Genomic DNA, 25,488 nt, shown 5'->3' on the forward strand with positions numbered 1-25,488 from the left:
GCGCATCGTCCAGAACCCGAACCGTAAAATGCAGAAGGCAAGCCCGACCCTGCGGAAGGCGACAACCGGCAATGCCGGCCGATCGCTCACGGCCCGCGCCCCGGTCATGCTGGAAACCGCCGGCTGGCCCGACTACGCGCTGCTCGACACCGGCGGCGGCCGCAAGCTCGAGCGTTTCGGCCGTTACCGCATCGTCCGACCGGAGGAGCAGGCGATCTGGACGCCACGACTTCCCGCCGCCGAGTGGGACGGTGCTGATGCGACCTTTGTCGGGATCGGCGACGATGAGGCCGACGGTCGCTGGCGGATGCCGCGCCGGCTCAAGGACACCTGGCCGATGACCTACGACGGCATCGACTTCCTCGGCCGCTTCACCTCCTTCCGTCACGTCGGGGTGTTTCCCGAGCAAGCGACCCACTGGCAGTGGCTGGCGGAGCAGATCCGGCAGGCCCGGCGGCCGACGCGGGTGCTCAACCTGTTCGCCTATACCGGCATCGCCTCGCTGGTCGCCGCGAAGGCGGGCGCGGAGGTCGTCCATATCGACGCGTCGAAGAAGGCGATCGGCTGGGCGCGGGAGAACCAGACGGTGGCGCGGCTTGGCGACCTGCCGATCCGCTGGATTTGCGAAGACGCCGCGAAATTCGTCGGGCGCGAGGTCCGGCGCGGCAACCGCTATGATGGCATCATCCTCGATCCCCCAAAGTTCGGGCGGGGCCCGAAGGGCGAGGCCTGGGACATCTTCGACGACCTGCCCGACCTGCTACGGGCGTGCGTCGGCCTCTTATCCGACACGCCGGCATTCCTGATCCTCACCGCCTATGCGATCCGTGCCTCGTTTCTTTCGATCCACGAACTGTCGGCCGAGTGCCTCGCCGAGGCGGGCGGAACGCTGGAGTCCGGCGAACTGGTGATCCGCGAGGAGGATGGCGGTCGGGCGCTGTCGACCTCGCTCTTTTCGCGCTGGTCCCCCAATGGGTGAGCGGCGAGCTGCACCGGGAAAGGTGCTGCGCATCACCAGCCTGGCCAACCCGATCGTCAAGGAGATCCGCGGCCTGGCGCTCGCCAAGAACCGCCGCGCCAGCGGCCGGTTCGTCGCCGAGGGTCTGAAGCTGGTTGCCGATGCCGCCGACAGCGGCTGGCCGATCCGCACCCTGGTCCACACGGCAGCCATCGGCGAAGACGACCGGGTCGCGGGCCTCGCCGCCAAGACCCGATCGCGGGGTGGCGATATCGTGGTGGTCAGCCCGGCGGTGCTCGCCAAGATCACCCGCCGCGACAATCCCCAGACGGTCATCGGCGTCTTCGACCAGAAGACCGCGCCGCTGAAGGCGATCCGACCGAAGGACGACGCCGTCTGGGTGGTCCTGGAACAGGCGCGCGACCCCGGCAATCTCGGCACGATCGTGCGCACCGTCGACGCGGTCGGCGGCGCGGGCGTGATCCTGGTCGGCGATACCGTCGATCCGTTCTCGATCGAGGCGGTCCGCGCCACGATGGGGTCAATCTTCAACGTGACCCTCACCCGGTCGCGGGAAGAGGAGGTATTGAGCTGGATGGCCGCATGGCCCGGACCGATCGTCGGCACCCACCTGGCCGCCACCATCGACTACCGGCGGACCGACTATCGCGGGCCGTTGCTGCTCGTGATGGGCGCCGAACAGGCGGGCCTCTCGCCGGCGCTCGCCGACGCCTGCCGCAGGCTGGTCAAGATCCCGATGGCCGGCCGCGCCGATTCCCTCAATCTGGCCGTCGCCACCGGGGTCATGCTGTTCGAAGCCGCCCGCCACCGGTTTCCGATCGATGACTGACTTGACGCCGCCATCCGGTCCGCTGTCGCGCCTCGGCCTATCGGTTATCGCGGCGACGATCCTCGTCGACCAGGCCAGCAAGGCGATCGCCGAGGCCATGCTGCCTTTCGGCGTAACCATCGATGTACTGCCGTTTCTGGCACTGCACCGGGTCCATAATCCCGGCATCGCCTTCAGCTTTCTCGCCGGGTTCGGTGGCTGGCCGCTCATCGTCCTGACCGCGGTGATCACGGTCGTCGTCCTGATCCTGTGGGCGCAATCCAATGAAGGCGGGCGATGGGCGACGGTCGGTTACGCACTGATCGTCGGCGGCGCGCTCGGCAACCTGATCGATCGCGCGATCCATGGCTATGTGATCGACTTTCTTCTGCTTCACACCGGCACGATGACGCTGTTCGTCTTCAACCTCGCCGACACCGCCCTGACCTTCGGACCGGCGATTCTCGTCATCATCTACCTGTGGCCGCGGCGACAGTCGGCGGGAACCTCGTGACCGCGAGACAGAGTGCTAAGTCGTTGACGCGGTTGGCGGTGACACCGCGATCGGATAGATTGCGTTGCCACATTTTCGCACGATCTACCGGGCATGGGTCCGATCGCCGACCCGTCCGGGCGGCTTCTCCCGCCGGCCAAAACGGAGACCATCATGCCGACGATCGCCCTTGTCGATGACGACCGGAATATCCTCGCCTCGGTGTCCATCGCCCTGGAATCGGAAGGATACCGGGTGCAGACCTACACCGACGGCGCGTCCGCCCTCGACGGATTCGAGGCGGCGTCGCCGGATCTGGCGATCCTCGACATCAAGATGCCCCGCATGGACGGGATGGAACTGCTGCGGCGCTTGCGGCAGAAGACCGACCTGCCGGTCATCTTCCTGACCTCCAAGGACGACGAGATCGACGAGCTGTTCGGTCTCAAGATGGGCGCCGACGATTTCATCAAGAAACCGTTCTCGCAGCGGCTATTGGTCGAACGGGTGAAGGCGGTGCTGCGGCGGTTTCAGCCGCGCGACGCCGGCCAGCCGAAGCAGACCGAAACCGCCCAGATCCTCGATCGCGGCGCCTTGTCGATGGACCAGGAGCGCCATACTTGCACGTGGAAGGGTCAGCCGGTCACGCTGACCGTCACCGAGTTCCTGATCCTCTACGCCCTCGCCCACCGGCCGGGGGTGGTCAAGAGCCGGAACGCGCTGATGGACGCCGCCTATGACGATCAGGTCTATGTGGACGACCGGACGATCGACAGCCATATCAAGCGGCTACGCAAGAAGTTCAAGGTGGTCGACTCGGAGTTCGATATGATCGAAACGCTCTACGGGGTCGGCTACCGGTTCAAGGAGGTCTGACCGAAACGATCGGTCCAATTGGGAGATGGCGGTCAGCGCGGAGAATCGACCTCTCGTCGAACCGGCGGAAACGAGCAAGCCCGGCCGGGGCACCCGCGCGCTGCGGCGGATCACCCGGTTCGTCGGCCTTCACGCCTTCTCCAGCCTCACCCGGCGGATTGTCGTCCTCAACCTGGTGGCGCTGCTCGTCCTCGTTTCCGGCATCCTCTACCTCAACCAGTTCCGCGCCGGGCTGACCGAAGCGCGGGTCCAGAGCCTGCTCACCCAGGGCGAGATCATCGCCGGGGCGATCGCCACCTCGGCGACCCGCGAAACCGAGATCATCAGTATCGATCCCGACGACCTGCTCGATCTGGAAGCGGGACAAAGCCTGTCGCCGATCGATCAGGTGTTCGACGCCCACGAATTCGCCATCAACCCGGAACGGGTCGCCCCGATCCTGCGGCGGCTGGTGTCGCCGACACGGACCCGCGCCCGGGTCTACGACCACGACGGCACGCTGGTCGTCGACTCCCGCAACCTTTATTCGCGCGGCCAGATTCTGCGCTTCGACCTACCGCCGCCGCTCGCCGACGAGCCGTCGCTGTTCGACCGATTCTGGCAGTGGGTCAATTCCTGGATGCAGCGGTCGGACCTGCCGATCTACAAGGAACTCGGCGGCGCCAACGGCAAGGGTTATCCGGAGGTCGTGCGCGCCCTCGACGCGGCGCCGCAAAGCGTGGTGCGTGTCACCGACCGCGGCGAGATGATGGTCACGGTGGCGGTGCCAATCCAGCGCTACCGCACCGTCTACGGGGCGCTTCTACTCTCGACCGAAGGCGGCGACATCGACGCGATCGTCTATGCCGAAAGGCTCGCGATCGTCCGCGTCTTCGTCGTCGCGGCGGGGGTCACGGTGCTCCTGTCGATCCTGCTCGCCGGGACCATCGCCGCGCCGCTCCGCCGTCTGGCGGCAGCCGCCGAACGGGTGCGCGGTGGCGTCAAGTCGCGACCCGAAATCCCCGACTACAGCCATCGCGGCGACGAGATCGGCCATCTCAGCCAGGCCATCCGGGAGATGACAACGTCGCTTTACAACCGGATCGAGGCGATCGAGAGTTTTGCCGCCGATGTCGCCCATGAACTGAAGAACCCGCTGACCTCCCTGCGCAGCGCCGTCGAGACGCTGCCGCTCGCCAAGACCGAGGAAGCCAAGGCGCGGCTGGCGACGATCATCCAGCATGACGTGCGCCGGCTCGATCGGCTGATCAGCGATATCTCCAACGCCTCGCGCCTCGACGCCGAGCTGGCCCGCCAGGACGCCGAACCGGTCGATATGTGCCAGGTGCTCGAGACCGTGGTCCAGATGGTGCGCGAGACGATCCCGGAGGTCGGCCCCAAGATCGCGCTTGAGATCGAAAACGCCGATCCGGCCGACTACTTCGTGCTCGGCCACGACATCCGGCTCGGCCAGGTGTTCAACAACCTGATCGACAACGCCCGTTCCTTCTGCCGCAAGGGCGGCACCGTCACGGTTCGGCTGAGGCCGCGAAACGGCAATATCGAGATAGCCGTGGACGATGACGGACCGGGCATTCGCGCCGATCAGTTCGAGCGCATCTTCGAGCGCTTCTACACCGATCGGCCGGGCAGCGAGTCGTTCGGCCAGAATTCCGGGCTCGGCCTGTCGATCTCGAAGCAGATCGTTGAAGCCCATGGCGGCTGGATCACGGCCGAAAATCGGTATCGAGAACCCGACAAGCCCGGCGAACCGCCGGAGGTGATCGGCGCCCGGTTCACGGTGGTGCTGCCGCAGGCATGAACGGCGCGCCGACGATCCACGCCAGCGCGGTTCGCGTCGGCAACACCGGCGTGCTTATCCGCGGCGCGTCGGGCAGCGGCAAGTCATCGCTGGCGCTCGGTCTGCTGACCATCGCGCCGGAAGCCGCCGCGCTGATCGCCGACGATCGGGTCGTGCTCACGGTCCGCGACGATCAGGTTTTCGCGTCGGCGCCCGAAAGCCTTGCCGGACTGCTCGAAGTGCGTAGTGTCGGGATCGTCCGCTACCCGCATTTCGGCCCATCGGCGATCCATCTGGTGGTCGATCTGAGGCCAATGGCCGAATGCCCGCGTATCCCGGATAACGCCGACGCGACCACGATGATCGAAGGGGTTTCGCTGCCCTTCTTGCGGTTGCCGATCGGCCAGTTCGATCTGCCCAACCGGGTCCTGGCGGCGCTGACCCTGCGCCCACCCGACGAAGCCGGCTGAAATCCTTGGCGCGCTTGCCTCTTGCGTTGCAGCATCGTTCGGTCATGATACGCGGCCCCGGACGACCGCCTGGGCCTGGAGCCCGCGCCTTCATCCGGACCAAACGGGGCGGCTGACAGCACGAGACCAGAAACACCGTATGATCGGACTTGTTCTTGTCACCCACGGCAAGCTCGCCGTCGAGTTTCGCGCCGCGCTCGAGCATGTGGTCGGACCGCAGGCGTTCATCGAAACCGTTTCGATCGGCCCCGACGACGATGTCGAGCGCCGGCGCCAGGACATACTCGAGGCGGTGGGCCGGGTCAGCGACGGCTCCGGCGTCATCCTGCTCACCGACATGTTTGGCGGCACGCCGTCGAACCTCGCCATATCGGTGATGGACGAGGGCAAGGTCGAGGTGATCGCCGGGGCCAACCTGCCGATGCTGATCAAGCTCGCCAGCGTGCGCGGCGAGAAGCCGCTTTCCGAAGCGGTCGCGGAGGCTCAGGAGGCCGGCCGCAAATACATCAACGTCGCCAGCCAGGTGCTCAACGGCAAGTAATGGGCCAGGCGACGCAAGACCGCTTCGAAAGCGACCTCGCCATCAGCAACAAGCGCGGGCTGCACGCGCGGGCCGCGGCGCGGTTCGTCCGCTGCGCCGAGGAGTTCAACGCCGCCATCGAGGTGACCAAGGACGGCACTACAGTCGGCGGCACGTCGATCATGGGCCTGATGATGCTGGCCGCCGCCGCCGGATCGACGATCCACGTCGCGGCCGAGGGCCCGGACGCCGAAGCGGCCCTCGCCGCCCTCGAAACACTGGTCGCCGAACGCTTCGGCGAGGAATCCTAGAAGCCGCCGCCCGACCTCGGCTTACAGGATGACGAAATCGTCCTTGCTCAGCGCAAGGCCGGCATCGCGCTTCGCAACCAGCTTGGCGTCCTTGCCGCCCGCGCCGTCGGCGGCGCCCAACCCGGCAAGACGGCCAACGGTCAGCGTCGCGACGACGCAGGGGCTTGTGACCACGATCACTTGCCCGGAGATGGCTTCAGACGATAGGTGTGGGGTTTGCGGCTATTCGGCCGCCCTGGGCCACCCATCATGAACCCCGGATTCACCCGCTTCGCGCTGGTGCTCGGCCTCTTGTCGGCGATCGGCCCGATCGCGATCGACATGTACATGCCGGGCCTGCCCGTGATCGCCGCCGATTTCGGCACCGATGTCGGCGCGGCGCAGATGACGCTCGTCACCTTCTTCCTGGCCCTGGCGGTCGGGCAGCCAGTCTATGGGCCACTCGCCGACGCCTATGGCCGGCGCCTGCCGCTGATCGGTGGGCTGATCCTGTTCGTCGCCGCCGGGGTCGGCTGCATCTACGCACCGACCATGGACGCCCTGATCGCCCTGCGATTTGTCCAGGGTTTCGGCATCTGCTCGGCCGCGGTGATCGTTCGCGCCGTGATCCGCGACCTCTATACCGGCCCCGAAGCCGCCCGCCTGCTGGCGCTCACCTTTCTCGTCCTCGGCGTATCGCCGCTGCTGGCGCCGATGGCCGGCACGTTTCTGATCGCCGCACTGTCGTGGCGCTCGGTGTTCTGGGTGTTCGCGCTGACCGGCGCCCTCGGCCTCGTCGTGGTGCTGTGGCAATTGCCGGAAACCCTGCCACCGGAGAAACGCGACCGGCGCAGCCTGGCGCGCGCCTTCTCCGGCTATGGCGCATTTTTCTTCGACGGGCGCTTCATGGCGCTGACCATGATCACCGGGCTGATCCAGACGGTGCTGTTTTCCTTCGTCGTCGGTTCGGCATTCTTCTTCATGGGCGTCCACGGCCTGCCGGCGTGGCTCTACAGCATCCTGTTCGCCACCTGTGCCGTGGTCGGCATCGGCCTCGCCCAGTTCAGCGCGCCGGCGATGCGCCGCCTTGGCGCCGAGCGCCTTGTCTATGTCGCCGTGTCGGTCACCGCGGCGGGCAGCACCCTGTTCCTGCTGATGACGCTCACCGGCATAGACCCGATCTACCTGACCCTGCCGCTGATCTGGATCACCTTCGCCGGGCTCGCTTTCGTCATGGCGCCCGGCACCGTTCTGGCCCTTGATCCCTATGGCGACAAGGCGGGAACCGCGTCGGCGCTGATGGGCACGCTTCAGTTTGGCATGAGCGCCGTCGGCGCCGGGATCGTCAGCGCCCTGTTCGACGGCACCGCGCTGCCGCTGGCGGCGACCATGTCGGTCTGCGCCATGCTCGCCTTGATCATCACCTCGCGCACCCTCTCGCTGCGCCCGGCAATCGCATAAAGAAATCTTTATATCCTTATTGCTGCCCGCTCCCAGGGCCGCTATAACCACGCTCAAACCTCCTAATTTCTCCGATGTGAGGAGCCCGCAAATGCCGGAATTCAACGATTACGTGGTCAAGGACATCACCCTTGCCGACTGGGGGCGCAAGGAAATCGCCATGGCCGAGACCGAGATGCCCGGTCTGATGGCGACGCGCGAGGAGTTTGGCGAATCCAAGCCCCTCAGCGGCGCGCGGATCGCCGGTTCGCTGCATATGACCGTCCAGACCGCCGTCCTGATTGAGACCTTACAGGCGCTCGGCGCCGAGGTTCGCTGGGCGTCGTGCAACATCTACTCGACCCAGGATCACGCCGCCGCGGCGATCGCCGCGGGCGGAACGCCCGTCTTCGCCTATAAGGGCAAGACCCTGGAGGAATACTGGACCTTTACCCATCGTATCTTCGAATGGGATGACGGCGGCACCGCCAACATGATCCTCGACGACGGCGGCGACGCGACGCTCCTTCTCCATCTCGGCATGCAGGCGGAAACCGACCTGTCGGTGATCGCCAACCCGACCAACGAAGAGGAGGAAGTCCTCTTCGCCACCATCAAGAAGCGCCTGGCCGATAGTCCAGATTGGTACACGAACCACGCGCGCGACATCAAAGGTGTCACCGAAGAGACCACCACCGGTGTCAATCGCCTCTACCAGATGGCCAAGGATGGCCGGCTGCTGTTTCCGGCGATCAACGTCAACGACTCTGTCACCAAGTCGAAGTTCGACAACCTCTATGGCTGCCGCGAGTCCCTGGTCGACGGTATCCGCCGCGGCACCGACGTGATGATGGCCGGCAAGACGGCGATGGTCGCCGGCTACGGCGACACCGGCAAGGGTTCGGCGGCGAGCCTGAGGAGCGCCGGCTGCCGGGTGCTGGTCGCCGAAGCCGACCCGATCTGCGCGCTGCAGGCGGCCATGGAAGGCTTCGAGGTGACCACCATGGACGACGCGGCGCCCCAGGCCGACATCTTCGTCACCGCCACCGGCAACATCGACGTCATCACCTTGGATCATATGCGCGAGATGAAGCACCGCGCCATCGTCTGCAACATCGGCCACTTCGATTCCGAGATTCAGGTGGCAGCGCTCAAGAACTACAAGTGGCACAACGTCAAGCCGCAGGTCGACGAGATCGAGTTTCCCGACGGCAAGCGCATTATCCTGTTGTCGGAGGGCCGCCTTGTGAACCTCGGCAATGCCACCGGCCATCCGAGCTTTGTCATGTCGGCGAGCTTCACCAACCAGACGCTGGCGCAGATCGAGCTGTTCACCAACACCGACCAATACGACAAGCAGGTCTATACCCTGCCCAAGATGCTCGATGAAAAGGTCGCGCGCCTGCACCTCGCCAAGGTCGGCGCAAACCTGACGGAGCTGTCGGAGGAGCAGGCGAGCTACATCGGCGTCCCGGCCGAGGGCCCGTACAAGCCGGAGCACTATCGCTACTGAGGAACGGCGCCCACCCCGCCGGGTGGGCGCAGCCTGTGGTCGGCGATGGGAAACGGCGGTTGCGGTCACGCCGTCTCAATGTACTGCTTCTGAAACTCCGCGCTCGGTGGGATCGGTGTGATCACGTCGATGAGAGTGCCGTTCGGATCCCGGGTGATGAAATGCCGCTGGCCGAACGGTTCGTCGCGGAGGGGAAGCAGGATGGGCAGGTCCTTCGCCGTGACCTCGGCGTGAACCGCGTCGACATCATCGACCTCGAAGTTCAGCACCAGCCCTGACACGCGGCCACGCCCCGATTTCGGGATGGTTTCGTGATCGCCGTCGAGGATCGCGATGTTGACGCTCGGGTCTTCCGTCGACTGCAGGTGAACGTACCAGTCGCTCTCGAACGTCGGCGCAAACCGGAAGTGGGCACGGTAAAAATCAGCGGTTTCCTTGACCTTTTCGGTCATGATGACCGGATAAAACTGGGTGCATTTCATGGCTTTCGCTCTCCTTAAGCATCAGATACATTCAGTGTGTATGTAATTAACATGCAGGCTGTATGTATGCAAGCGAAAGGTGGACGACGGTCGAACGCGGAGCGGACCGAGGAAACCAGGGCAGCCCTGATCGCGGCTGCGCGTGCGCTGTTCGTCGCTGAGGGCTACGCCGGGACGGCGACGCCCGACATAGTCAAGACGGCCGGTGTGACCCGCGGCGCGCTCTATCATCACTTCGAAGACAAGGCGGCTCTGTTCCGCGCCGTGGTCGAAGCGGAGGCGGTGGCCGTCGCCGACAAGATCGACACCAGCACCGCGGGGGATGATGCCTCTATCGACGCGCTGATCGCCGGCGCGACCGCCTACTTCGACGCCATGGCGGCGCCCGGCCGCGCGCAACTGATGCTGATCGAGGGACCGGCGGTCCTCGGCCACACGACCGTGCGCGACATCAGCGCGCGTACCGACGCGGCGACCCTGATCGAGGGCTTGCGTAAACGTGCCGACGATGCGGGCGCAACGATTCCGGTCGAGGCGGTCGCCGATCTGTTGTCGGCGATGTTCGACCGCGCGGCGCTGGCGATCGCGACCGGCGCCGAGCCCGAGCCCTATAAGCGCGCGCTCGAAACCGTGATGCGCGGTTTGATCCCGTAGGCGCGGCACGCATCGTCCGACCCGCGGACGATCGCGTCAGCAATGCTTGCCCGTCGCCCGGGACTCGATCCGAAAACGATCTCGATCACGCCGTTCGCTTTTTTTCCCGGCGGCGCTTCACAGCGGATTCCGTCAGCCGTTACAGTGCGGTGATTCGCGAGGGCGTCTTTGCCTCGCCAGCGATCAGGGGCGGCTTTCCTCTTGTGCCGCGGGAGCCCGCCGGAAGGGACGATTGGCATGCTCGGAACCGGTGGAAGAGCGGTCGCGTTCGGCGCCGGTCTTTGCACCGCCTGTGGCTGGGCGCTAAGCGAGGCGGTCGCCGCGCCCGCGCCACCGTCCTGGGCGGATCCCTTTACCGCCGCCGACGTCGTCTTCCTCGCCATCCTGTTTGGAACGGTGGCCTTCGCGGCTGTCAGCGCTACGGCGTTCCTGCGCGCCCGCAACCGGGCCGAAGCGGAGAACGCCGCGCTCCGCCTTCAGGTCGCCGATCTACGTGCCACCCTGGACGCAGCGGAAGCGATCGCCGACCGTGACGACGAAGCGCTGATCGCCTGGTCACCGAAACAGGACGCGCCGATGATGACCGGCACGCTGCCGGACGCGACCGGCGCGCCGCGCGAGCGGGCCGGTTTCCTCGCCTTTGGCACCTGGTTGCAGCCGGAATCGGCGGCCCGCCTCGACCAGGCCGTCGACCGCCTGCGCCATGGCGGCGAGGCGTTTGATCTGACCATCGTCAGCCGCTCGGGCCGGCTGATCGATGCGCACGGCAGCACCGGCGGCGTCGCGGCGATCGTCCGGTTCCGCGACCTGTCCGGCGATCAGCTCGTTCGCGCCGAGACCGCGGCGCGCCACGATCTGCTCGAGGCCGAAGTCGAAGCGATGCGCACCATGTTCGCGATCGCGACCATGCCGATCTGGCTGCGCGACGAAGGCGGACACCTGACCTGGGTGAACGCCGCGTATGCGGCGGCGGTGGCCGCGGCCGACGAAGGCGATGCGATCGCCCGCGGCCTCGAACTGTTCGATGCGACCGGCCGGCGCGACATCGAAGCAAGTCGCGACGACACCGGCGTCATCCACAAGACACTGCCGGCGATCGTCGACGGCACGCGGTGTATCTACGACGTCGCGGCCGTCACCACCGCCAACGGCAGCGGTGGGATTGCCGTCGACGTGACCGCCGCCGAAGCCGCCGAAGCCGCCCTGCGCCGCGAGATCGATTTCCACGCCCGAACCCTCGATCAGCTGACCACCGCGGTCGCCATCTTCGGCGCCGACAAGCGGCTCAAGTCATGCAACGCCGCCTACCGCAGCCTGTTCGATCTCGACCCGGGCTTCCTCGAATCCGCACCGGAGGAGACCGCGATCCTCGACCGGCTCCGCGCCGAGCGGAAACTGCCCGAGCAGGCGGACTACAAGAGCTGGCGCACCGACCACCTATCGGCTTACGGATCCAACGAGACCCGGGAACGCATCTGGCACCTGCCGGACGAGCAGACGCTCCGTGTCATCGCCAACCCTAATCCTCAGGGTGGCATGACCTGGGTCTACGAGAATATGACCGAGCATCTCGATCTGGAGAGCCGTTACAACGCCCTGATCCGCGTTCAGGGCGAGACCCTCGACCACCTCGGCGAAGGCGTCGCGGTGTTCGGATCGGACGGCAAGCTCCGCCTCCACAATCCGGCGTTCCGCGACATCCTCGGGCTCGATCCCGACCTGCTCGCTGGCGGCCCGCATGTCTCCGATGTCATCGCAGCGTGCCGCCAACCGAACGACGACGATGCCGAATGGGAGCGGTTCACCGCCGGCGTTGCCGGCCTCGACGAGGCCCGGCGCGGCTTTGGCGGGCGGATGGAGCGGGCCGACGCTCGGATCGTTGATTACGCGACCGGGCCGCTGCCCGGCGGCCAGACCATGGTGACCTTCGTCGATGTCACCGATTCCGTCCGCGTCGAACGCGCGCTGGTGGAGCGCAACGAAGCGCTGGAAGCGGCCGATACGCTGAAGAACGCGTTCGTTCATCATGTTTCCTATGAACTTCGCTCGCCGCTCACCAACATCATCGGTTTCACCGAACTGCTGGCCAGCGACACGGTCGGGCCGTTGAATGACCGGCAGGAGGAGTATGTCGGTTATATTCGTGCGTCCGGCGGGACGCTGATGGCGATCGTCAACGACATCCTCGACCTCGCCACCATCGATGCCGGGATCATGGAACTCGACCTGGGTCCCGTGGACGTCGCCGCCGTGGTCGCTGCCACCATCGAAGGTTTGCAGGACCGGGTCCAGGAGTCCCGGGTCACCATCGAGACGGATATTCCGCCGAACATCGGCGGCTTCATCGCCGACGAAACGCGCCTGCGCCAGATTCTGTTCAATTTGCTCGCCAACGCGGTCGAATTCTCGCCGCAGGATGCATCGGTTCGGCTGAACGTACGGCGCGAGGGCGGCTCGATCGACTTCGTCGTCGCCGACGAGGGACCCGGCATTCCCGCCGACTTCGTCGAGGCCGCCTTCGACCGTTTCGCCAGCATGCCCCAGGGCGCGGCCCGCGGCGGCGCCGGCCTGGGGCTGGCGATCGTCAAGAGCTTCGTCGAACTGCACGGTGGCTCGGTGGCGATCCAGTCCGAGCCCGACAGAGGATCGCGCGTCACCGTCCGGCTGCCGGCCCGTCCCGGGATCGCCGTCGCGGCCGAGTAGCAGACAGCGGACCCGTCGACCGTGCGCCTCCCGCCCATCACCCTCGCCGACGAGGCGGCGACGATCATCTTCGCTGAAGATCTGGCGGCGCGGCTCATGCCCGGTGACCTGATCGCCCTCGGTGGCGGCCTCGGCGTCGGCAAGACCACGCTCGCCCGCACCGTGATCCGGTCCCTCGCCGACGATCCCGGTCTGGAGGTCCCAAGCCCGACCTTCACCCTGGCGCAGCATTATGCCGACGGCCGGGTGCCGGTGATCCATTTCGATCTCTACCGCCTCGCCAGCCCCGACGAGTTGACCGAACTCGGTTTCGAGGAGGCGCTCGCCGAGGGCGCGGTGCTGGTGGAGTGGCCCGAGCGGGCCGACTTGCCGGACGACCGCCTCGACATTGCACTGGAGATCGCCGGAGACGGCCGCCGGGCGACAGTGTCCGGGACCGCCGACAAGGTCCGGCGCTTCGCGCGCAGCCGTGAGGTGCGGCAGTTTCTGGAGCGATCAGGCCGGCCCGACGCCGCCCGCCAATACCTCCAGGGCGACGCCTCGACCCGGGTGTACGAGCGGGTAGTCGATCGTACCGGACAAACCAGCGTCCTGATGGACTGGCCGCCACGCGAACCATCGAGCGACGACATCCGCGCCGCCTTCCGGGCAAAGGATGTCGGCGCCTTCGTCGCGGTCGACCGGGCGCTCCGCGACGCCGGTTTCAGCGCCCCCGACATCTACGCGGCCGATCTCGACGCCGGCCTGCTTCTGCTTGAGGACCTGGGAACCGACACCGTCGCCCCCGACGGCACGCCGGACCCGGACCGCTACGCCTGCGCCGTCGACCTCCTGGCCGACCTCCACGCTGCCCCGCGACCGGGCTCCCTGCCGATCGGCGATGGCCGGCAGCATCGGCTCCCCATGCTGAACGGCGAGGCCATGACCGCGGAGCTCGACCTGTTCGTCCGCTGGTACCTGCCGCACATCACCGGGGCGCCGCCCGCTCCCGAAGCGGTGGAGTCGTTCTATCGACTATGGGCAGGCTTGTTCGAGCGGCTCGTCGGCGCGGAGCAGAATTGGACGCTCTTCGATGTCCAATCCCCGAACCTGCCCTGGCTCAGCGAGCGGACGGGCATCGCCCGCGTGGGGTTGCTCGATTTCCAGGACATGTTCGTCGGCCCGACCGCCTTCGATGTGGCGTCGCTCTGTCAGGACATGCGTGTGACAGCTCCGCCCGCGCTCGAAACCGCGTTGCGCGACCGCTACCTCGCCCACCGCCGACGCACCCGGGAGTTCGACGAGGACGGGTTCCTGGAGGCTTACGCCATCCTGGCGGCCGAGCGCACCAGCAAGAACCTCGGCGTGTTCGCCCGGCTGGCCGATCGCGACGGCCGCACCGGATATCTCAGGCATATCCCGAGACTCCGTGAATATCTCGCCCGAGCCCTTGCCCATCCGGCGCTCTCCGGCTACGCGCAATGGTGTCGAAAATATCTGCCGTCATGACATCGGCTGGAGCGGACGCACCCGTGTCGACATTCCAACGGCCCCGCCGCGCCATGGTTCTCGCCGCCGGCATCGGCAAGCGCATGCGCCCGTTGACGGCGACCGTGCCGAAGCCGCTGATCGAGGTCGCCGGCCGCGCGCTGATCGATCACGCGCTCGATGCGTTGCAGGTCGCCGGCGTCGAAACCGCCGTCGTCAACGTTCATTATCTGCCGACGCTGGTCGAAGCCCATCTCGCCCACCGCCAGTCGCCGACGATCGTCATTTCCGACGAACGGGACGGCTTGCTCGATACCGGCGGCGGCATCGTCAAGACACTGCCGGAGCTTGGCACCGAGCCGTTCTATCTGATGAATTCGGACTCGTTCTGGGTCGAGGGGGCCCTGCCCAATCTCCGCTGGCTCGCCGCAAGCTGGAACGACGCTGAGATGGATGCGCTGTTGCTGCTCGCACCTACCGTCCGGGCGATCGGCTACCGCGGCCGCGGCGACTTCCGCATGGACCCGAACGGCGCCCTGAAGCGCCGTCCCGAACGCGAGGTCGCGCCGTTCGCCTATGCCGGCGCGGCGATCCTCCATCCCCGTCTGTTCGATGGCTGCCCGTCTGGTGCCTTTTCCCTGAACCTCCTGTTCGACAAGGCAATCGACGCCGAACGTCTCTACGGCGTGCGCATGGACGGGCTGTGGCTCCATGTCGGCACGCCGGACGCCGTCGCCGAGGCGGAACTGACCATCGCCGACAGCGCTGCCTGACGGACCGATGCCGGCGCATCCCAAGGTCTATTCGATTCCCGCCGGCGCGCCGTTCCTCGATGTCCTGGCCGAAGCGGTCACCACCGGACCCTTCGCCCCTGACCCGGAACGCGCCGGAGACCCGCTGGCGCTGGCTGACACCACGATCCTTCTCCCCACCCGCCGCGCGGTGCGGGCGCTGAGGGAAACGCTGGTCGAGCGCCTCGGCGGCAAGGCGGTGATCCTGCCGACCATCCGGCCAATCGGCGACACCAGCGAAGAGGACCACCTGCTCGATCCGTCCGCCGAGACGCTCGGCGACCGGCTGGTCACCCCGCCGGCCATCGACCGCCTGCAGCGCCGCTTGGCGCTGACCGAACTGGTGCTCGCCTGGGGACGCCGGTTGCGCGAAGCGGGCGGCACGACGGCGGCCGGCGATGCGTTGCAGATACCGGCGTCGGCGGCCGACGCGACCCGGCTCGCGGCCGATCTCGCCCGGCTGATGGACGACGTCGAAACCGCGGGCGTCGATTGGGCGGCGATCCGTGGACTCGCCCCGGAGGACCATGCTGAATACTTTCAGGTCACGCTCGAGTTCCTGAAGATCGCCTTCGAGTCATGGCCCGCTTACCTCTCCGAGCGTGGCAAGGTCGATCCCGCCGCCCGGCGCGATCTGTTGATCCGGGCGGAGGCGGCGCGGCTTGAGCGATCGCCGCCGACGGGTCCGATCATCGCCGCCGGTTCGACCGGAACGATCCCGGCCACCGCGGCGCTGCTGAAGACGATCGCAATGCTGCCGACCGGCGCCGTCGTGCTCCCCGGCCTCGACGGTGATCTCGATACCGCTGGCTTCGCGGCGATCGGCGGCATCGATACCCCGGCCCAAACCCAGGGCCATCCGCAGTTCGGCCTGAAGCAACTGATCGGCGCCCTCGGCGTGACCCGCGACGATGTTCTGCCCCTCGGCTCTATGCCGGCGCCGCTGGTGACCCGCGCGCGGCTGGCGTCCCAGGCGCTGCGCCCGGCCGAAACCACCGATCACTGGACGCAATTCCGCGACACCGGCCCGGAGCCGGAGGCCGTGGACGATGCCATGGCCGGGGTCGGTCTGATCGTCGCCCACAACGAACAGGAAGAGGCGGTCGCCATCGCGCTGGCGATCCGCGAAGCACTGGAGGCGGAAACCGCCCGGGTCGCGCTGATCACCCCGGACCGCGCCCTCGCCCGCCGGGTCGCGGCGGAGCTGCGCCGCTGGGACCTCGCCATCGACGACTCCGCCGGCGCCCGCCTCGACCTGCTGCCGGCGGGTGTGTTCGTCCGGCTGCTGGCGGAGGCGCTGGTCAGCGACGGCGACCCGGTCGCGCTCCTGTCGCTGCTCAAACACCCGTTGGCGGCCTTTGGACTCAGCCGAAGCGATTGCCGCAGGGCGGCGCGAATCCTCGAGCTGGCCCTGTTCCGCGGTCGGCGCGCCCACGATGGCTGGGCGGGACTGAAACCGTCACTGGAGGCCGCCCGGGAAGAGATCGAGTCCGGCGCCGCCCGTCACGTCCATCGGGCCCGCCGCCGCATTCCCGCCGACGACTGGGACCTGGCCGCCGCGTTGACCGAAACCCTGGGCATCGTTCTCGGCCGGCCCGCCGAGGCCCTGAAGGCGCAAGACACGGTCAGTGCGGGCGAGGCGGCCACGGTGTTGCTCGAAGTGATCGACGGCGCCGTCGGCTCTCCGGACGGCGACGCCCATTGGCGCGACGCCGCTGGGTCGGAGCCGGCGACAACGCTCCTCACAGGGCTGGCGGAGGCATCGCGGCTGTCTCTCACACCGGCCGAGGTGCCGGCCTTCATCGCGACGCTGCTGTCGGACGTCTCCGTCACCGCGCCCCCCGGGGCCGATCCCCGCATCCACATCTGGGGAACGCTGGAAGCGCGGCTGCAGTCGGCCGACCTGCTCATCCTCGGCGGATTGGACGAAGGCGTCTGGCCGGCGGAGACTCGAACCGACCCATGGCTGTCGCGGGCGATGCGTGCCGAGATCGGCCTGCCACCGCCGGAGCGCCGGATCGGTCTCGCCGCCCACGACTTCGCCCAGGCCTTCGCCGCGCCGAAGGTCCTGGTGACCCGGGCGGAGAAACGGGGCGGCACGCCGACGGTGGCGTCCCGCTGGCTTCAACGGCTCGGAGCCCTGATCGGCACGGAGGCCGAAACGAAGACGCGCGACCGCGGACAGACCTATGTCGCGCTCGCCCGCGACCTCGATCGCTGGGACAAGCAACCCGAGCCGGTCCGCCGCCCCGATCCCAAGCCCTCGGTTCCGGCCCGGCCGCGGCAATTGTCGGTCACCGAGATCGAGACGCTGGTCCGCGATCCCTACGCGGTCTACGCCAAGCATGTCCTGCGTTTGGAACCGCTCGATCCGCTGGCGATGGCGCCGGACTATGCGCTGCGTGGCTCGTTGATCCACGACGCGCTCGGCCGCTTCACCGAAGCCTGGGACGGCGATTTCGACGCAGCAGCACTGGCCCGACTGAATGCGATCGGCGTCGACGTCCTCGCCGAGATCGACGCGTTCCCCGACGTCCAGGCGATCTGGTCGATCCGCTTCTGCGCCATCGCTCGCTGGCTGATCGACTGGGAGGCGCGACGCGAACCGGAGATCGCCGAGCGTCATGCCGAGATCAGCGGCGAGCTCGAGGCCGATGCGCCGGCGGGACCGTTTGCACTCCGCGGCCGCGCCGACCGGATCGATCTCCGTGGCGATGGGCGGCTGGCGGTGCTTGACTACAAGACCGGGACGCCGCCGTCGGCGCGCCGCGTGCTGGTCGGCTTCGCCCCCCAGCTCGGCCTGGAAGCGGCGATGGTCCGGGCCGGCGCCTTCGGCCCGACCTTCGCCGGTCGCAGTATCGCCGATCTCGGCTGGATTGCGCTGGGCCAGGTCGAGCGGGGCCGGCCGCTGCGCACCGCCGTCGAGGAAGGCTGGACCGCCGACCGTGTCGCCGACGAGACGCTCGCCCGGTTCATGGCCCTGATCGCCGCCTATGACGATCCGGAGCGCGGCTTCGTCAGCCGGGCGCGACCGATGTTCACCACCCGCTTCGAAAGCCCCTACGATCATCTTGCCCGCGTTCGCGAGTGGGCGTTGGTCGAGAGCGAGGAGGACCTCGATTGGCTCCCGCCGCTCAAGCCATAGCCGTCGACAAGGCCACCGCGAAGGCGCAAGGGGACGCCTCGAACCCGCATGCGTCGGCCTGGGTGTCGGCCAACGCCGGGTCCGGCAAGACCTATGTGCTGGCGCAGCGGGTCATCCGGCTGCTGCTTGCCGGCAACGATCCGGGGCGGATCCTCTGCCTCACCTTCACCCGCGCCGCGGCGGCCGAGATGGCCAAGCGGGTGTTCGACCGGCTGAGCGCCTGGACGACGCTGCCCGACACCAAGCTCGCCCGCGAAATCCGCGCCATCGAAGGCGGCCGGCCGGACGCCGCCAAGCTGGCAGAAGCGCGCCGCCTGTTCGCCCGAGCACTGGAAACCCCCGGCGGCCTCAAGATCCAGACGATCCACGCCTTCTGCGAGCGCCTGCTGCATCAGTTTCCGTTCGAGGCCAATGTCGCCGGTCATTTCGAGGTGCTCGACGAGCGCGACGCCGCGGCGCTGGTCGACGAGGCGCGGCGGCGGATGCTGGCAGAGGCCGCCCGCGCCCCGGACGGTCCCCTCGGCTCGGCCCTCGCCACGGCGCTGGCGGCGGCAAGCGAGTTCATTGTTGACCTCGCCATCCGGGCCTTCATCGCCGACCGCCAACGGCTGCGTGCCTGGACCAACCGGGCCGGATCGCTCGATCGGGCGCTGATCGAGTTGCGCGACGCGCTCGCGGTGGCGGAAGCCGACGCCTCCGCCGACTTGCGCGAAGCCATCCTCGGCGAATGCGCCCTTGCCGAGGCGCTCGAAGGCCTGGTCGAGAAACTGGCGGCGAGTGGCAGTTCGCGTGACCGCGATGCGGCGGAGCGCCTGTCGCCGATCGTCGGCGCCACCACCGAAGACGTCCGCATCGACGCATACCTCGCGTTCTGGAAGAAGCGAACCGACGGTCAGGTCCGCTCGGCCGGCAGCCTCGTCACCAAGGCGGTCAAGAACGACTCCCCCGGCCTCGAGGACTGGCTGGAGGAAGAACGCGAACGCCTGGTCGACCTGCTCGACCGGTTGTCGGCGACCGAGTGCTACGAGACCACCGCCGCCATCCTCAGTCTCGCCGACGCGGCGATCCGCGAATACGACAAGGCGAAGGTGGCGCGCGGGGTGCTCGACTTCGACGACCTGATCGCGAAGACCGCCACGCTCTTGGAGGACGCGAAGGCGTCGCAGTGGGTCCACTACAAGCTCGATCGCGGCCTCGATCACATCCTGGTCGACGAGGCGCAGGATACCAGCCCGACCCAATGGCATGTGATCGCCGCCCTGGCCGAGGAGTTCTTCGCCGGCGAGGGCGCGCGCGAGGTGTCGCGGACACTGTTCGCGGTCGGCGACGAGAAACAGTCGATCTTCTCCTTCCAGGGCGCCGTGCCGGCGTGGTTCGCGCGGATGCGGGACGACCTCGGCGGGCGTGCCCGCTCAGCCGGTCTGGCCTGGACCGACCCGGCGCTGCACCTGTCGTTCCGCTCCACCGGGACCGTGCTTGCTGCGGTCGACACGGTATTCGCCAGCGAAACCGCCTATCGCGGCCTGTCGAGCGACATGGAGCCGCCCCAGCACGATGCGGCGCGAGTCAACGTACCGGGCCAGGTGATCGTGTGGCCGATGATCGAACCACCGGAGAAGCCGGAACCGGCCGACTGGACCAGCCCGGTCGACCACCTCGGCGACGACAGCCCCGAGGTTCAGCTTGCCGACCGGATCGCCGAGACCATCACCGGCTGGCTCCATCGCGAGGAGCCGCTGGTCGAAGGCGGCGCGCCGATCCGACCGGGCGGCATCCTGATCCTGACCCGAACCCGTGGCGCCCAGACCGACGCGATCAACCGCGCGCTGAAGACCCGCCGTATCCCGATCGCCGGCGCCGACCGACTGATGCTGACCGAACACATCGCGGTGATGGACCTGATGGCGCTCGGCCGGGTGATGCTCCTGCCGGAGGACGACCTGTCGCTGGCGGCAGTGCTAAAGAGCCCGCTGATCGGCCTTGACGAAGATCAGCTCTTTGCGATCGCCCACGGTCGCGGCCGCCGGAGCCTCTGGCAGGCGCTAAGGGAAGCCGCGCGATCGGAGGGCGGCGTGTTCGCCGACGCCCGCGACCGCCTCGAGACCTGGCGGAGCCGCGCCGACACCCGCGATCCTTACACTTTCTACGCCGAAATTCTGGCCGACAAGACGCACGGCCGCCGCCAGTTTCTCCGCCGACTGGGATCCGAGGCCGAGGACGTCCTCGACGAGTACCTCGCCCAGGCGCTCGCCTACGAGAAGACCCACACGCCCTCGCTCGAAGGTTTCCTCGCCTGGCTCGACGCGTCGGAAACCCAGATTCGTCGCGACACGGATACCATCCGTGACGAGGTGCGGGTGATGACTGTCCACGGCGCCAAAGGGCTGGAGGCGGATATCGTCTTTCTGGTCGATACCGGCGCCATGCCGGTTCACCCCAACCACGATCCGCGCGTGATCGCGCTCGACGACGACAAGGCCGAAAACGGCGGGCCGCTGGTCTGGATGCGCAATTTCAAGGCGATGCCGGAGGCGATCCAGGCGCGGGTCAAGGCGCTGCGCGAGGACGCCGACGACGAATACCGACGGCTCCTTTACGTGGCGATGACCCGGGCGCGGGATCGGCTCTACGTCTGCGGGACGATGAAGCCCCGCGCCACCGACCAGCGGAAAGGCTGGCACGCGCTGGTGACGGCGGCGCTCGAACCGGAGTGCACCAGGCATGAGGACGCGGCGGGTCGCGTGACCCTGGAATGGCGGGCGCCAGCGGCCCGCTCTATCCCGACCAAGGGCAGGCAGGAGGCGATGACCTTTGCGCCCCAACGTCCGGCCTGGATCGAAACGTCCCCAGCGCCGCCGCCGTCGTCGGTGCGTCGGATCACGCCATCGGCGATCGCATCGCCGGCGACGGCTGGGAAGAAACGTGGGCGCCCGGCCGAGGAGCCGACGATGGACGCCGCCGAACGCGGGCGCCTGATCCACCGTCTGCTCGAATCACTGCCGGAATTCGCGCCGGAAAACCGGAAGGCTGCCGGCGAGAAATATCTCGCGACAGCCGCCGAGAGCTGGTCGGACTCGGATCGCGAGGCACTTGTGGCCGAGACCTTGGCGGTTCTCGACGATCCAACGTTTGCACCGGTCTTCGCTCCTGGAAGCCGCCCCGAGGTCGAGATCGCCGGGACGATCGGCGACGCGCGCCTCTCCGGTCGAATCGACCGCATGGTGGTGGATGACGAGCGCGTGCTGATCGTCGACTACAAGACCAATCAACCGGCGCCGGAGACCCTCGCGGAGGCGCCACACGATTACGTGATCCAGCTCGGACTCTACGCGGCGATCCTAAAAGGTCTCTATCCCACCAGGCGGATCGATGCCGCAATCCTGTGGACCGATCGCCCGGCGCTGATGGCAATTCCTTCCGAGATGCTCGTGAACGCCGCAAAGGCGGTGGTCGCACGGTCGCGTGAGAAGGCGTGAGCCCCGCGCCCGCGACAGCGGCGATCGGCTTGACGCTCCGGTAGGCCACACCTACCTTCGCCTCGACACAGCACCAACAATCCTCACAGAATCGAGGCAGACATGGCTTCCGTTGCAGTCACCGATGCGAGTTTCGAAACCGACGTTCTCGGAGCCGCCGAGCCGGTCGTGGTCGATTTCTGGGCCGAGTGGTGCGGCCCCTGCCGTTTCATCGGCCCGGCGCTCGAAGAGATCGCATCGGAGATGCAGGGCAAGGTGAAGATCGCCAAGCTCAACGTCGACGAGAACCCGGACATCATGATGCGCTACGGTGTTCGCTCGATTCCGACGCTGATTCTGTTCAAGGGCGGCGAGCCGACGGCCATGCAGGTCGGCGCCGTGCCAAAGCAGAAGCTGTCGGACTGGATTTCCCAGTCGATCGCCGCCTGAGCGGCCTGAATCAATCCCATTGAGGCCGCGTCCCCGGGGCGCGGCCTTTAGCTTTCGGCGGTCCACTTATCATGGACTCGGCCGGGCATTCATGCCACATCGTCGCGCATGAGCCTGATCGTCAAAATCTGCGGTCTCAGCACCCCCGACACGATCGACGCCGCGGCTAATGCCGGCGCCGACATGGTCGGTTTCATGTTCTTCGAGCGGAGCCCGCGCGCCGTAACGATCGAGCAAGCGGTGGCGTTGAGGCGCCATCTCGCCGGCCGGGCGGAAAGCGTCGCGGTGACCGTTGACATGGATGACGCCGACCTGGCGGCGATCGTTGACGCGGTCGAACCGGACTGGCTGCAACTCCACAGTCGCGAATCGGTGGAGCGGGTCGCCGAGATTCGCGAGCGGTTCCCCCAGAAGGTGATGAAGGCGGTGGGCATCCGCGATCATGCCGATCTCACTAAGGCTAGCGCATACGCCGATGTCGCCGATGCCCTTCTCCTCGACGCTAAACCGCCCAAGGATGCCGACCGACCCGGTGGTCTTGGCGTCGCCTTCGACTGGACGATCCTCGACGGCTTCGCGCCAACCGTCCCGTGGATGCTTTCCGGCGGGCTCGATCCGGACAATGTCGCGGAAGCAATCCGCATGACCGGCGCCCCTGGTGTCGACGTCTCCTCTGGCGTCGAGACCGCACCCGGCCGGAAGGACGCGACGCTGATCCGGCGGTTCGTCGCGGCGGCTCGAGACGCCGCGGGAGCCGCGGATGCGGAGCGGCTGGCGTCATGACCGTCCAGCCCAACACCTTCCGCGCCGGTCCCGACGACCGTGGCTTCTTCGGCCTCTATGGCGGCCGGTTCGTCGCCGAGACCCTGATGCCGCTCATCCTGGAGCTCGAACGGGCGTATAGCGACGCCAACGCGGATCCGAACTTCCGGACCGAGCTCGACGGGCTGAACGCGCACTATGCCGGCCGGCCGAGCCCGCTTTACTTCGCCGAGCGGCTGACCGCCGAACTTGGCGGCGCAAAAATCTACTTCAAGCGCGACGAGCTCAACCACACCGGCAGCCACAAGATCAACAACTGCCTCGGCCAGATTCTGCTGGCCCAGCGGATGGGCAAGACCCGGATCATCGCCGAAACTGGCGCCGGACAGCACGGCGTCGCCGTCGCCACCGTCGCCGCCCGTTTCGGCCTGCCCTGCGTCGTCTACATGGGCGCGACCGATGTGGAACGGCAGAAGCCCAACGTCTTTCGGATGAAGCTGCTCGGCGCCGAGTTGAAGCCGGTCTCGGCCGGTAACGCGACCCTCAAGGATGCGATGAACGAGGCGCTACGCGACTGGGTGACCAACGTCGAGGACACCTATTACCTGATCGGCACTGCCGCCGGCCCGCACCCCTATCCCGAAATGGTGCGCGACTTTCAGTCGGTGATCGGCATCGAGACGCGCGAGCAGATCCAGGCCGCCGAAGGCCGGATGCCGGACGCGCTCGTCGCCTGCATCGGCGGCGGCTCCAACGCCATCGGTCTGTTCCATCCGTTCCTCGACGATGCCGACGTCGCCATCTACGGCGTCGAGGCGGGCGGCCACGGGCTCGACGATGTCAACGGCCACGCCGCCTCGATGAACGGCGGTCGCCCTGGCGTGCTCCACGGCAACCGCACCTACCTGCTGCAGGACGGCGACGGGCAGATCCGCGAAGGCCACTCGATTTCTGCCGGCCTCGACTATCCCGGCGTCGGACCGGAGCACGCCTGGCTGCGCGATACCGGCCGGGTCACCTACGTCCCGGCGACCGACCAGGAGGCGCTATCGGCGTTTCAGCTGCTGACTCGGGTCGAAGGGATCATCCCGGCGCTGGAACCGGCCCATGCGCTGGCCCATGTGATCAAGCTGGCGCCGCAGATGGACAGGGATCAGATCATCGTCATGAATCTCTGCGGCCGCGGCGACAAGGACATCTTCGCCGTCGCCGAACACCTCGGCATGGACATCGCCTGAGGCAGACGGATGATCGAGGTTCACGTCAATTTCCCGGCTGACGGCGATGCAACGTCCGTCGCCCGCACCGCCGTCGAAAAACGCCTGGCGGCGGCGGCCAATCTCCTTCCCGGCGTTCGCTCCCACTATTGGTGGGAGGGTTCGGTCCGGTCCGCCGACGAGGTTCGGGTCGTGTTCAAGACGTCCGAAACCGCGGCCGATGCCCTGGTCGGCTTCATAGAGGGGGCGCACCCGTACCGGACCCCGGGCATCGTGGTGCACAAGCCGATCGACGCGAATCAGACCTACGACGACTGGGTCGCCGACGTGACCGACGCAGGCGCACCATGAGCAGCCGTATTGACCGCAAGTTCGCGGCACTCGCGGCGCAAGATCGCCCGGCGCTGGTGTGCTTTGTCACCGCCGGCGATCCCGATGCCATGACGTCGCTCGAGATCGCCCGCGCCATGCCGGCCGCCGGCGCCGATCTCATCGAACTGGGGATGCCGTTCTCCGACCCGATGGCCGACGGACCGGCGATTCAGGCCTCGGGCCAGCGCGCGCTGAAAGCCGGCCAGACCATGGCCAAGACCCTCGACATGGTCCGCGCCTTTCGCGCCGATGACGATGACACGCCGATCATCCTGATGGGCTACTACAACCCGATCTATTCCTGGGGGCCGCAGCGCTTCCTCGACGACGCCAAGGCTGCCGGTGTCGACGGTCTGATCATCGTCGACCTGCCGCCCGAGGCCGATGACGAGCTATGCCTGCCGGCGGTGGAGCGCGGTATCGCCTTCATCCGCCTGGCGGCGCCAACCACCGACGACCGGCGTCTCCCCGCCGTTCTCGCCAATACCTCAGGATTCGTCTACTACGTCTCGATTCTGGGCATAACCGGCACGGCCGCCCCGGATACCGCTCGTGTCGCGGAGGCCGTGACACGGATCAAACGGCACACCATATTACCGGTCGCCGTGGGATTCGGCGTTCGGACCGCCGAACAGGCCGCCGCGATCGGCCGGACCGCCGACGGTGTGGTGGTCGGTTCCGCGCTGGTCAACGCGGTGCGCGATTCGCTCGACGCCGACGGCCGCGCCACCGGCGAAACGGTGCCGGCGGTGTCCCGGCTGGTGGGCGAACTTGCCGCCGGCGTGCGAAGCGCCCGCGCCGTCGCGGCGGAATGAGGATGG

23 protein-coding genes are annotated in these 25,488 nt (G+C 67.5%); 21 read left to right on the forward strand and 2 right to left on the reverse strand.

Annotation, left to right across the window (positions count from 1 at the left end; genetic code table 11):
* Nucleotides 1–28 precede the first annotated feature (28 nt).
* From ACO076_RS02415 to ACO076_RS02450, 8 genes are all read left to right on the forward strand, one after another.
* The gene (locus tag ACO076_RS02415) at nucleotides 29–979 is read left to right on the forward strand and encodes a class I SAM-dependent methyltransferase (RefSeq protein WP_421725145.1); all 951 of its coding nucleotides are present in this window, start codon (nucleotides 29–31) and stop codon (nucleotides 977–979) included.
* Nucleotides 972–1,808 carry a TrmH family RNA methyltransferase gene (locus ACO076_RS02420; protein ID WP_421725146.1) on the forward strand — a complete coding sequence of 279 codons (837 nt, stop codon included), beginning with the start codon at nucleotides 972–974 and terminating at the stop codon, nucleotides 1,806–1,808. Before ACO076_RS02415 ends, ACO076_RS02420 begins: the two co-directional genes overlap by 8 nt.
* Nucleotides 1,801–2,301, forward strand: coding sequence for a signal peptidase II (lspA, locus tag ACO076_RS02425; RefSeq protein ID WP_421725147.1), 501 nt, complete (start codon nucleotides 1,801–1,803; stop codon nucleotides 2,299–2,301). Before ACO076_RS02420 ends, lspA begins: the two co-directional genes overlap by 8 nt.
* Nucleotides 2,302–2,454: 153 nt before the next feature.
* Nucleotides 2,455–3,156 (forward strand): response regulator transcription factor, encoded by a 702-nt coding sequence (locus ACO076_RS02430; protein ID WP_421725148.1) that lies wholly within the window; start codon nucleotides 2,455–2,457, stop codon nucleotides 3,154–3,156.
* A gap of 25 nt (nucleotides 3,157–3,181) precedes the next feature.
* On the forward strand, nucleotides 3,182–4,957 hold the full coding sequence (locus ACO076_RS02435; RefSeq protein ID WP_421725149.1) for a stimulus-sensing domain-containing protein: 1,776 nt from the start codon (nucleotides 3,182–3,184) through the stop codon (nucleotides 4,955–4,957).
* Nucleotides 4,954–5,406: an HPr kinase/phosphorylase gene (locus ACO076_RS02440; protein WP_421725150.1), complete on the forward strand. Its 453-nt coding sequence runs from the start codon at nucleotides 4,954–4,956 to the stop codon at nucleotides 5,404–5,406. The genes ACO076_RS02435 and ACO076_RS02440 overlap by 4 nt, the downstream gene beginning before the upstream one ends.
* A 139-nt stretch (nucleotides 5,407–5,545) precedes the next feature.
* Nucleotides 5,546–5,947 carry a PTS sugar transporter subunit IIA gene (locus ACO076_RS02445; protein ID WP_421725151.1) on the forward strand — a complete coding sequence of 134 codons (402 nt, stop codon included), beginning with the start codon at nucleotides 5,546–5,548 and terminating at the stop codon, nucleotides 5,945–5,947.
* Nucleotides 5,947–6,237 carry an HPr family phosphocarrier protein gene (locus ACO076_RS02450; protein WP_421725152.1) on the forward strand — a complete coding sequence of 97 codons (291 nt, stop codon included), beginning with the start codon at nucleotides 5,947–5,949 and terminating at the stop codon, nucleotides 6,235–6,237. The genes ACO076_RS02445 and ACO076_RS02450 overlap by 1 nt, the downstream gene beginning before the upstream one ends.
* Before the next feature lie 21 nt (nucleotides 6,238–6,258).
* On the opposite strand, the gene ACO076_RS02455 is transcribed toward ACO076_RS02450, so the two are convergent.
* Entirely contained in the window at nucleotides 6,259–6,411 is a 153-nt protein-coding gene (locus ACO076_RS02455) for a hypothetical protein (RefSeq protein WP_421725153.1), read from the reverse strand.
* Between the two features lie 75 nt (nucleotides 6,412–6,486).
* Here ACO076_RS02455 and ACO076_RS02460 point away from each other — a divergent pair, with 75 nt between their 5' ends.
* Both ACO076_RS02460 and ahcY read left to right on the forward strand, forming a co-directional pair.
* Nucleotides 6,487–7,677, forward strand: a complete 1,191-nt coding sequence (locus ACO076_RS02460; protein ID WP_421725154.1) for a multidrug effflux MFS transporter — start codon at nucleotides 6,487–6,489, stop codon at nucleotides 7,675–7,677.
* A 91-nt stretch (nucleotides 7,678–7,768) separates the two neighbouring features.
* A complete protein-coding gene (gene ahcY / locus ACO076_RS02465; protein ID WP_421725155.1) occupies nucleotides 7,769–9,169 on the forward strand; it encodes an adenosylhomocysteinase in 1,401 nt (466 codons plus the stop codon).
* Nucleotides 9,170–9,234: 65 nt separating this feature from the next.
* Here the strand turns inward: ahcY and ACO076_RS02470 are convergent, their stop codons facing one another.
* The gene (locus ACO076_RS02470; RefSeq protein ID WP_421725156.1) at nucleotides 9,235–9,651 is read right to left on the reverse strand and encodes a VOC family protein; all 417 of its coding nucleotides are present in this window, start codon (nucleotides 9,649–9,651) and stop codon (nucleotides 9,235–9,237) included.
* 66 nt (nucleotides 9,652–9,717) lie between these two features.
* Here ACO076_RS02470 and ACO076_RS02475 point away from each other — a divergent pair, with 66 nt between their 5' ends.
* From ACO076_RS02475 to trpA, 11 genes are all read left to right on the forward strand, one after another.
* The gene (locus tag ACO076_RS02475) at nucleotides 9,718–10,305 is read left to right on the forward strand and encodes a TetR/AcrR family transcriptional regulator (RefSeq protein WP_421725157.1); all 588 of its coding nucleotides are present in this window, start codon (nucleotides 9,718–9,720) and stop codon (nucleotides 10,303–10,305) included.
* A 237-nt stretch (nucleotides 10,306–10,542) separates the two neighbouring features.
* A complete protein-coding gene (locus ACO076_RS02480) occupies nucleotides 10,543–13,008 on the forward strand; it encodes an ATP-binding protein (RefSeq protein ID WP_421725158.1) in 2,466 nt (821 codons plus the stop codon).
* A 21-nt stretch (nucleotides 13,009–13,029) separates the two neighbouring features.
* Nucleotides 13,030–14,496, forward strand: coding sequence for a tRNA (adenosine(37)-N6)-threonylcarbamoyltransferase complex ATPase subunit type 1 TsaE (gene tsaE, locus ACO076_RS02485; protein ID WP_421725159.1), 1,467 nt, complete (start codon nucleotides 13,030–13,032; stop codon nucleotides 14,494–14,496).
* Nucleotides 14,493–15,248 carry a nucleotidyltransferase family protein gene (locus ACO076_RS02490; protein ID WP_421725160.1) on the forward strand — a complete coding sequence of 252 codons (756 nt, stop codon included), beginning with the start codon at nucleotides 14,493–14,495 and terminating at the stop codon, nucleotides 15,246–15,248. The genes tsaE and ACO076_RS02490 overlap by 4 nt, the downstream gene beginning before the upstream one ends.
* A gap of 7 nt (nucleotides 15,249–15,255) precedes the next feature.
* On the forward strand, nucleotides 15,256–18,411 hold the full coding sequence (addB, locus tag ACO076_RS02495; RefSeq protein WP_421725161.1) for a double-strand break repair protein AddB: 3,156 nt from the start codon (nucleotides 15,256–15,258) through the stop codon (nucleotides 18,409–18,411).
* Nucleotides 18,387–21,887: a double-strand break repair helicase AddA gene (gene addA, locus ACO076_RS02500; RefSeq protein WP_421725162.1), complete on the forward strand. Its 3,501-nt coding sequence runs from the start codon at nucleotides 18,387–18,389 to the stop codon at nucleotides 21,885–21,887. The genes addB and addA overlap by 25 nt, the downstream gene beginning before the upstream one ends.
* Nucleotides 21,888–21,989: 102 nt before the next feature.
* On the forward strand, nucleotides 21,990–22,316 hold the full coding sequence (gene trxA / locus ACO076_RS02505) for a thioredoxin (protein ID WP_421725163.1): 327 nt from the start codon (nucleotides 21,990–21,992) through the stop codon (nucleotides 22,314–22,316).
* Between the two features lie 108 nt (nucleotides 22,317–22,424).
* Nucleotides 22,425–23,099 (forward strand): phosphoribosylanthranilate isomerase, encoded by a 675-nt coding sequence (locus ACO076_RS02510; protein ID WP_421725164.1) that lies wholly within the window; start codon nucleotides 22,425–22,427, stop codon nucleotides 23,097–23,099.
* Nucleotides 23,096–24,316: a tryptophan synthase subunit beta gene (trpB, locus tag ACO076_RS02515; RefSeq protein ID WP_421725165.1), complete on the forward strand. Its 1,221-nt coding sequence runs from the start codon at nucleotides 23,096–23,098 to the stop codon at nucleotides 24,314–24,316. Before ACO076_RS02510 ends, trpB begins: the two co-directional genes overlap by 4 nt.
* Nucleotides 24,317–24,325: 9 nt before the next feature.
* Nucleotides 24,326–24,646 carry a divalent-cation tolerance protein CutA gene (gene cutA, locus ACO076_RS02520; protein ID WP_421725166.1) on the forward strand — a complete coding sequence of 107 codons (321 nt, stop codon included), beginning with the start codon at nucleotides 24,326–24,328 and terminating at the stop codon, nucleotides 24,644–24,646.
* Complete coding sequence (trpA, locus tag ACO076_RS02525) at nucleotides 24,643–25,482, forward strand: tryptophan synthase subunit alpha (protein ID WP_421725167.1); 840 nt, start codon at nucleotides 24,643–24,645, stop codon at nucleotides 25,480–25,482. Before cutA ends, trpA begins: the two co-directional genes overlap by 4 nt.
* The last annotated feature ends 6 nt before the right edge of the window (nucleotides 25,483–25,488 follow it).

This window comes from Bauldia sp. (genome assembly GCF_965232525.1).
Lineage (GTDB): Bacteria > Pseudomonadota > Alphaproteobacteria > Rhizobiales > Kaistiaceae > Bauldia.

Excerpts from the sequence above, each read along its gene's own strand:
- ACO076_RS02460 (WP_421725154.1), top strand. The coding sequence starts at position 6,487 with ATGAACCCCGGATTCACCCGCTTCGCGCTGGTGCTCGGCCTCTTGTCG.
- trpA (WP_421725167.1), top strand. The coding sequence starts at position 24,643 with ATGAGCAGCCGTATTGACCGCAAGTTCGCGGCACTCGCGGCGCAAGAT.
- ACO076_RS02440 (WP_421725150.1), top strand. The coding sequence starts at position 4,954 with ATGAACGGCGCGCCGACGATCCACGCCAGCGCGGTTCGCGTCGGCAAC.
- lspA (WP_421725147.1), top strand. The coding sequence starts at position 1,801 with ATGACTGACTTGACGCCGCCATCCGGTCCGCTGTCGCGCCTCGGCCTA.
- ACO076_RS02510 (WP_421725164.1), top strand. The coding sequence starts at position 22,425 with ATGAGCCTGATCGTCAAAATCTGCGGTCTCAGCACCCCCGACACGATC.
- ACO076_RS02415 (WP_421725145.1), top strand. The coding sequence starts at position 29 with ATGCAGAAGGCAAGCCCGACCCTGCGGAAGGCGACAACCGGCAATGCC.
- cutA (WP_421725166.1), top strand. The coding sequence starts at position 24,326 with ATGATCGAGGTTCACGTCAATTTCCCGGCTGACGGCGATGCAACGTCC.
- ACO076_RS02450 (WP_421725152.1), top strand. The coding sequence starts at position 5,947 with ATGGGCCAGGCGACGCAAGACCGCTTCGAAAGCGACCTCGCCATCAGC.
- ACO076_RS02490 (WP_421725160.1), top strand. The coding sequence starts at position 14,493 with ATGACATCGGCTGGAGCGGACGCACCCGTGTCGACATTCCAACGGCCC.
- ACO076_RS02475 (WP_421725157.1), top strand. The coding sequence starts at position 9,718 with ATGCAAGCGAAAGGTGGACGACGGTCGAACGCGGAGCGGACCGAGGAA.
- trpB (WP_421725165.1), top strand. The coding sequence starts at position 23,096 with ATGACCGTCCAGCCCAACACCTTCCGCGCCGGTCCCGACGACCGTGGC.
- addB (WP_421725161.1), top strand. The coding sequence starts at position 15,256 with ATGCCGGCGCATCCCAAGGTCTATTCGATTCCCGCCGGCGCGCCGTTC.
- ACO076_RS02445 (WP_421725151.1), top strand. The coding sequence starts at position 5,546 with ATGATCGGACTTGTTCTTGTCACCCACGGCAAGCTCGCCGTCGAGTTT.
- ACO076_RS02420 (WP_421725146.1), top strand. The coding sequence starts at position 972 with ATGGGTGAGCGGCGAGCTGCACCGGGAAAGGTGCTGCGCATCACCAGC.
- ACO076_RS02480 (WP_421725158.1), top strand. The coding sequence starts at position 10,543 with ATGCTCGGAACCGGTGGAAGAGCGGTCGCGTTCGGCGCCGGTCTTTGC.
- ahcY (WP_421725155.1), top strand. The coding sequence starts at position 7,769 with ATGCCGGAATTCAACGATTACGTGGTCAAGGACATCACCCTTGCCGAC.
- trxA (WP_421725163.1), top strand. The coding sequence starts at position 21,990 with ATGGCTTCCGTTGCAGTCACCGATGCGAGTTTCGAAACCGACGTTCTC.
- ACO076_RS02430 (WP_421725148.1), top strand. The coding sequence starts at position 2,455 with ATGCCGACGATCGCCCTTGTCGATGACGACCGGAATATCCTCGCCTCG.
- ACO076_RS02470 (WP_421725156.1), bottom strand. The coding sequence starts at position 9,651 with ATGAAATGCACCCAGTTTTATCCGGTCATCATGACCGAAAAGGTCAAG.
- ACO076_RS02435 (WP_421725149.1), top strand. The coding sequence starts at position 3,182 with ATGGCGGTCAGCGCGGAGAATCGACCTCTCGTCGAACCGGCGGAAACG.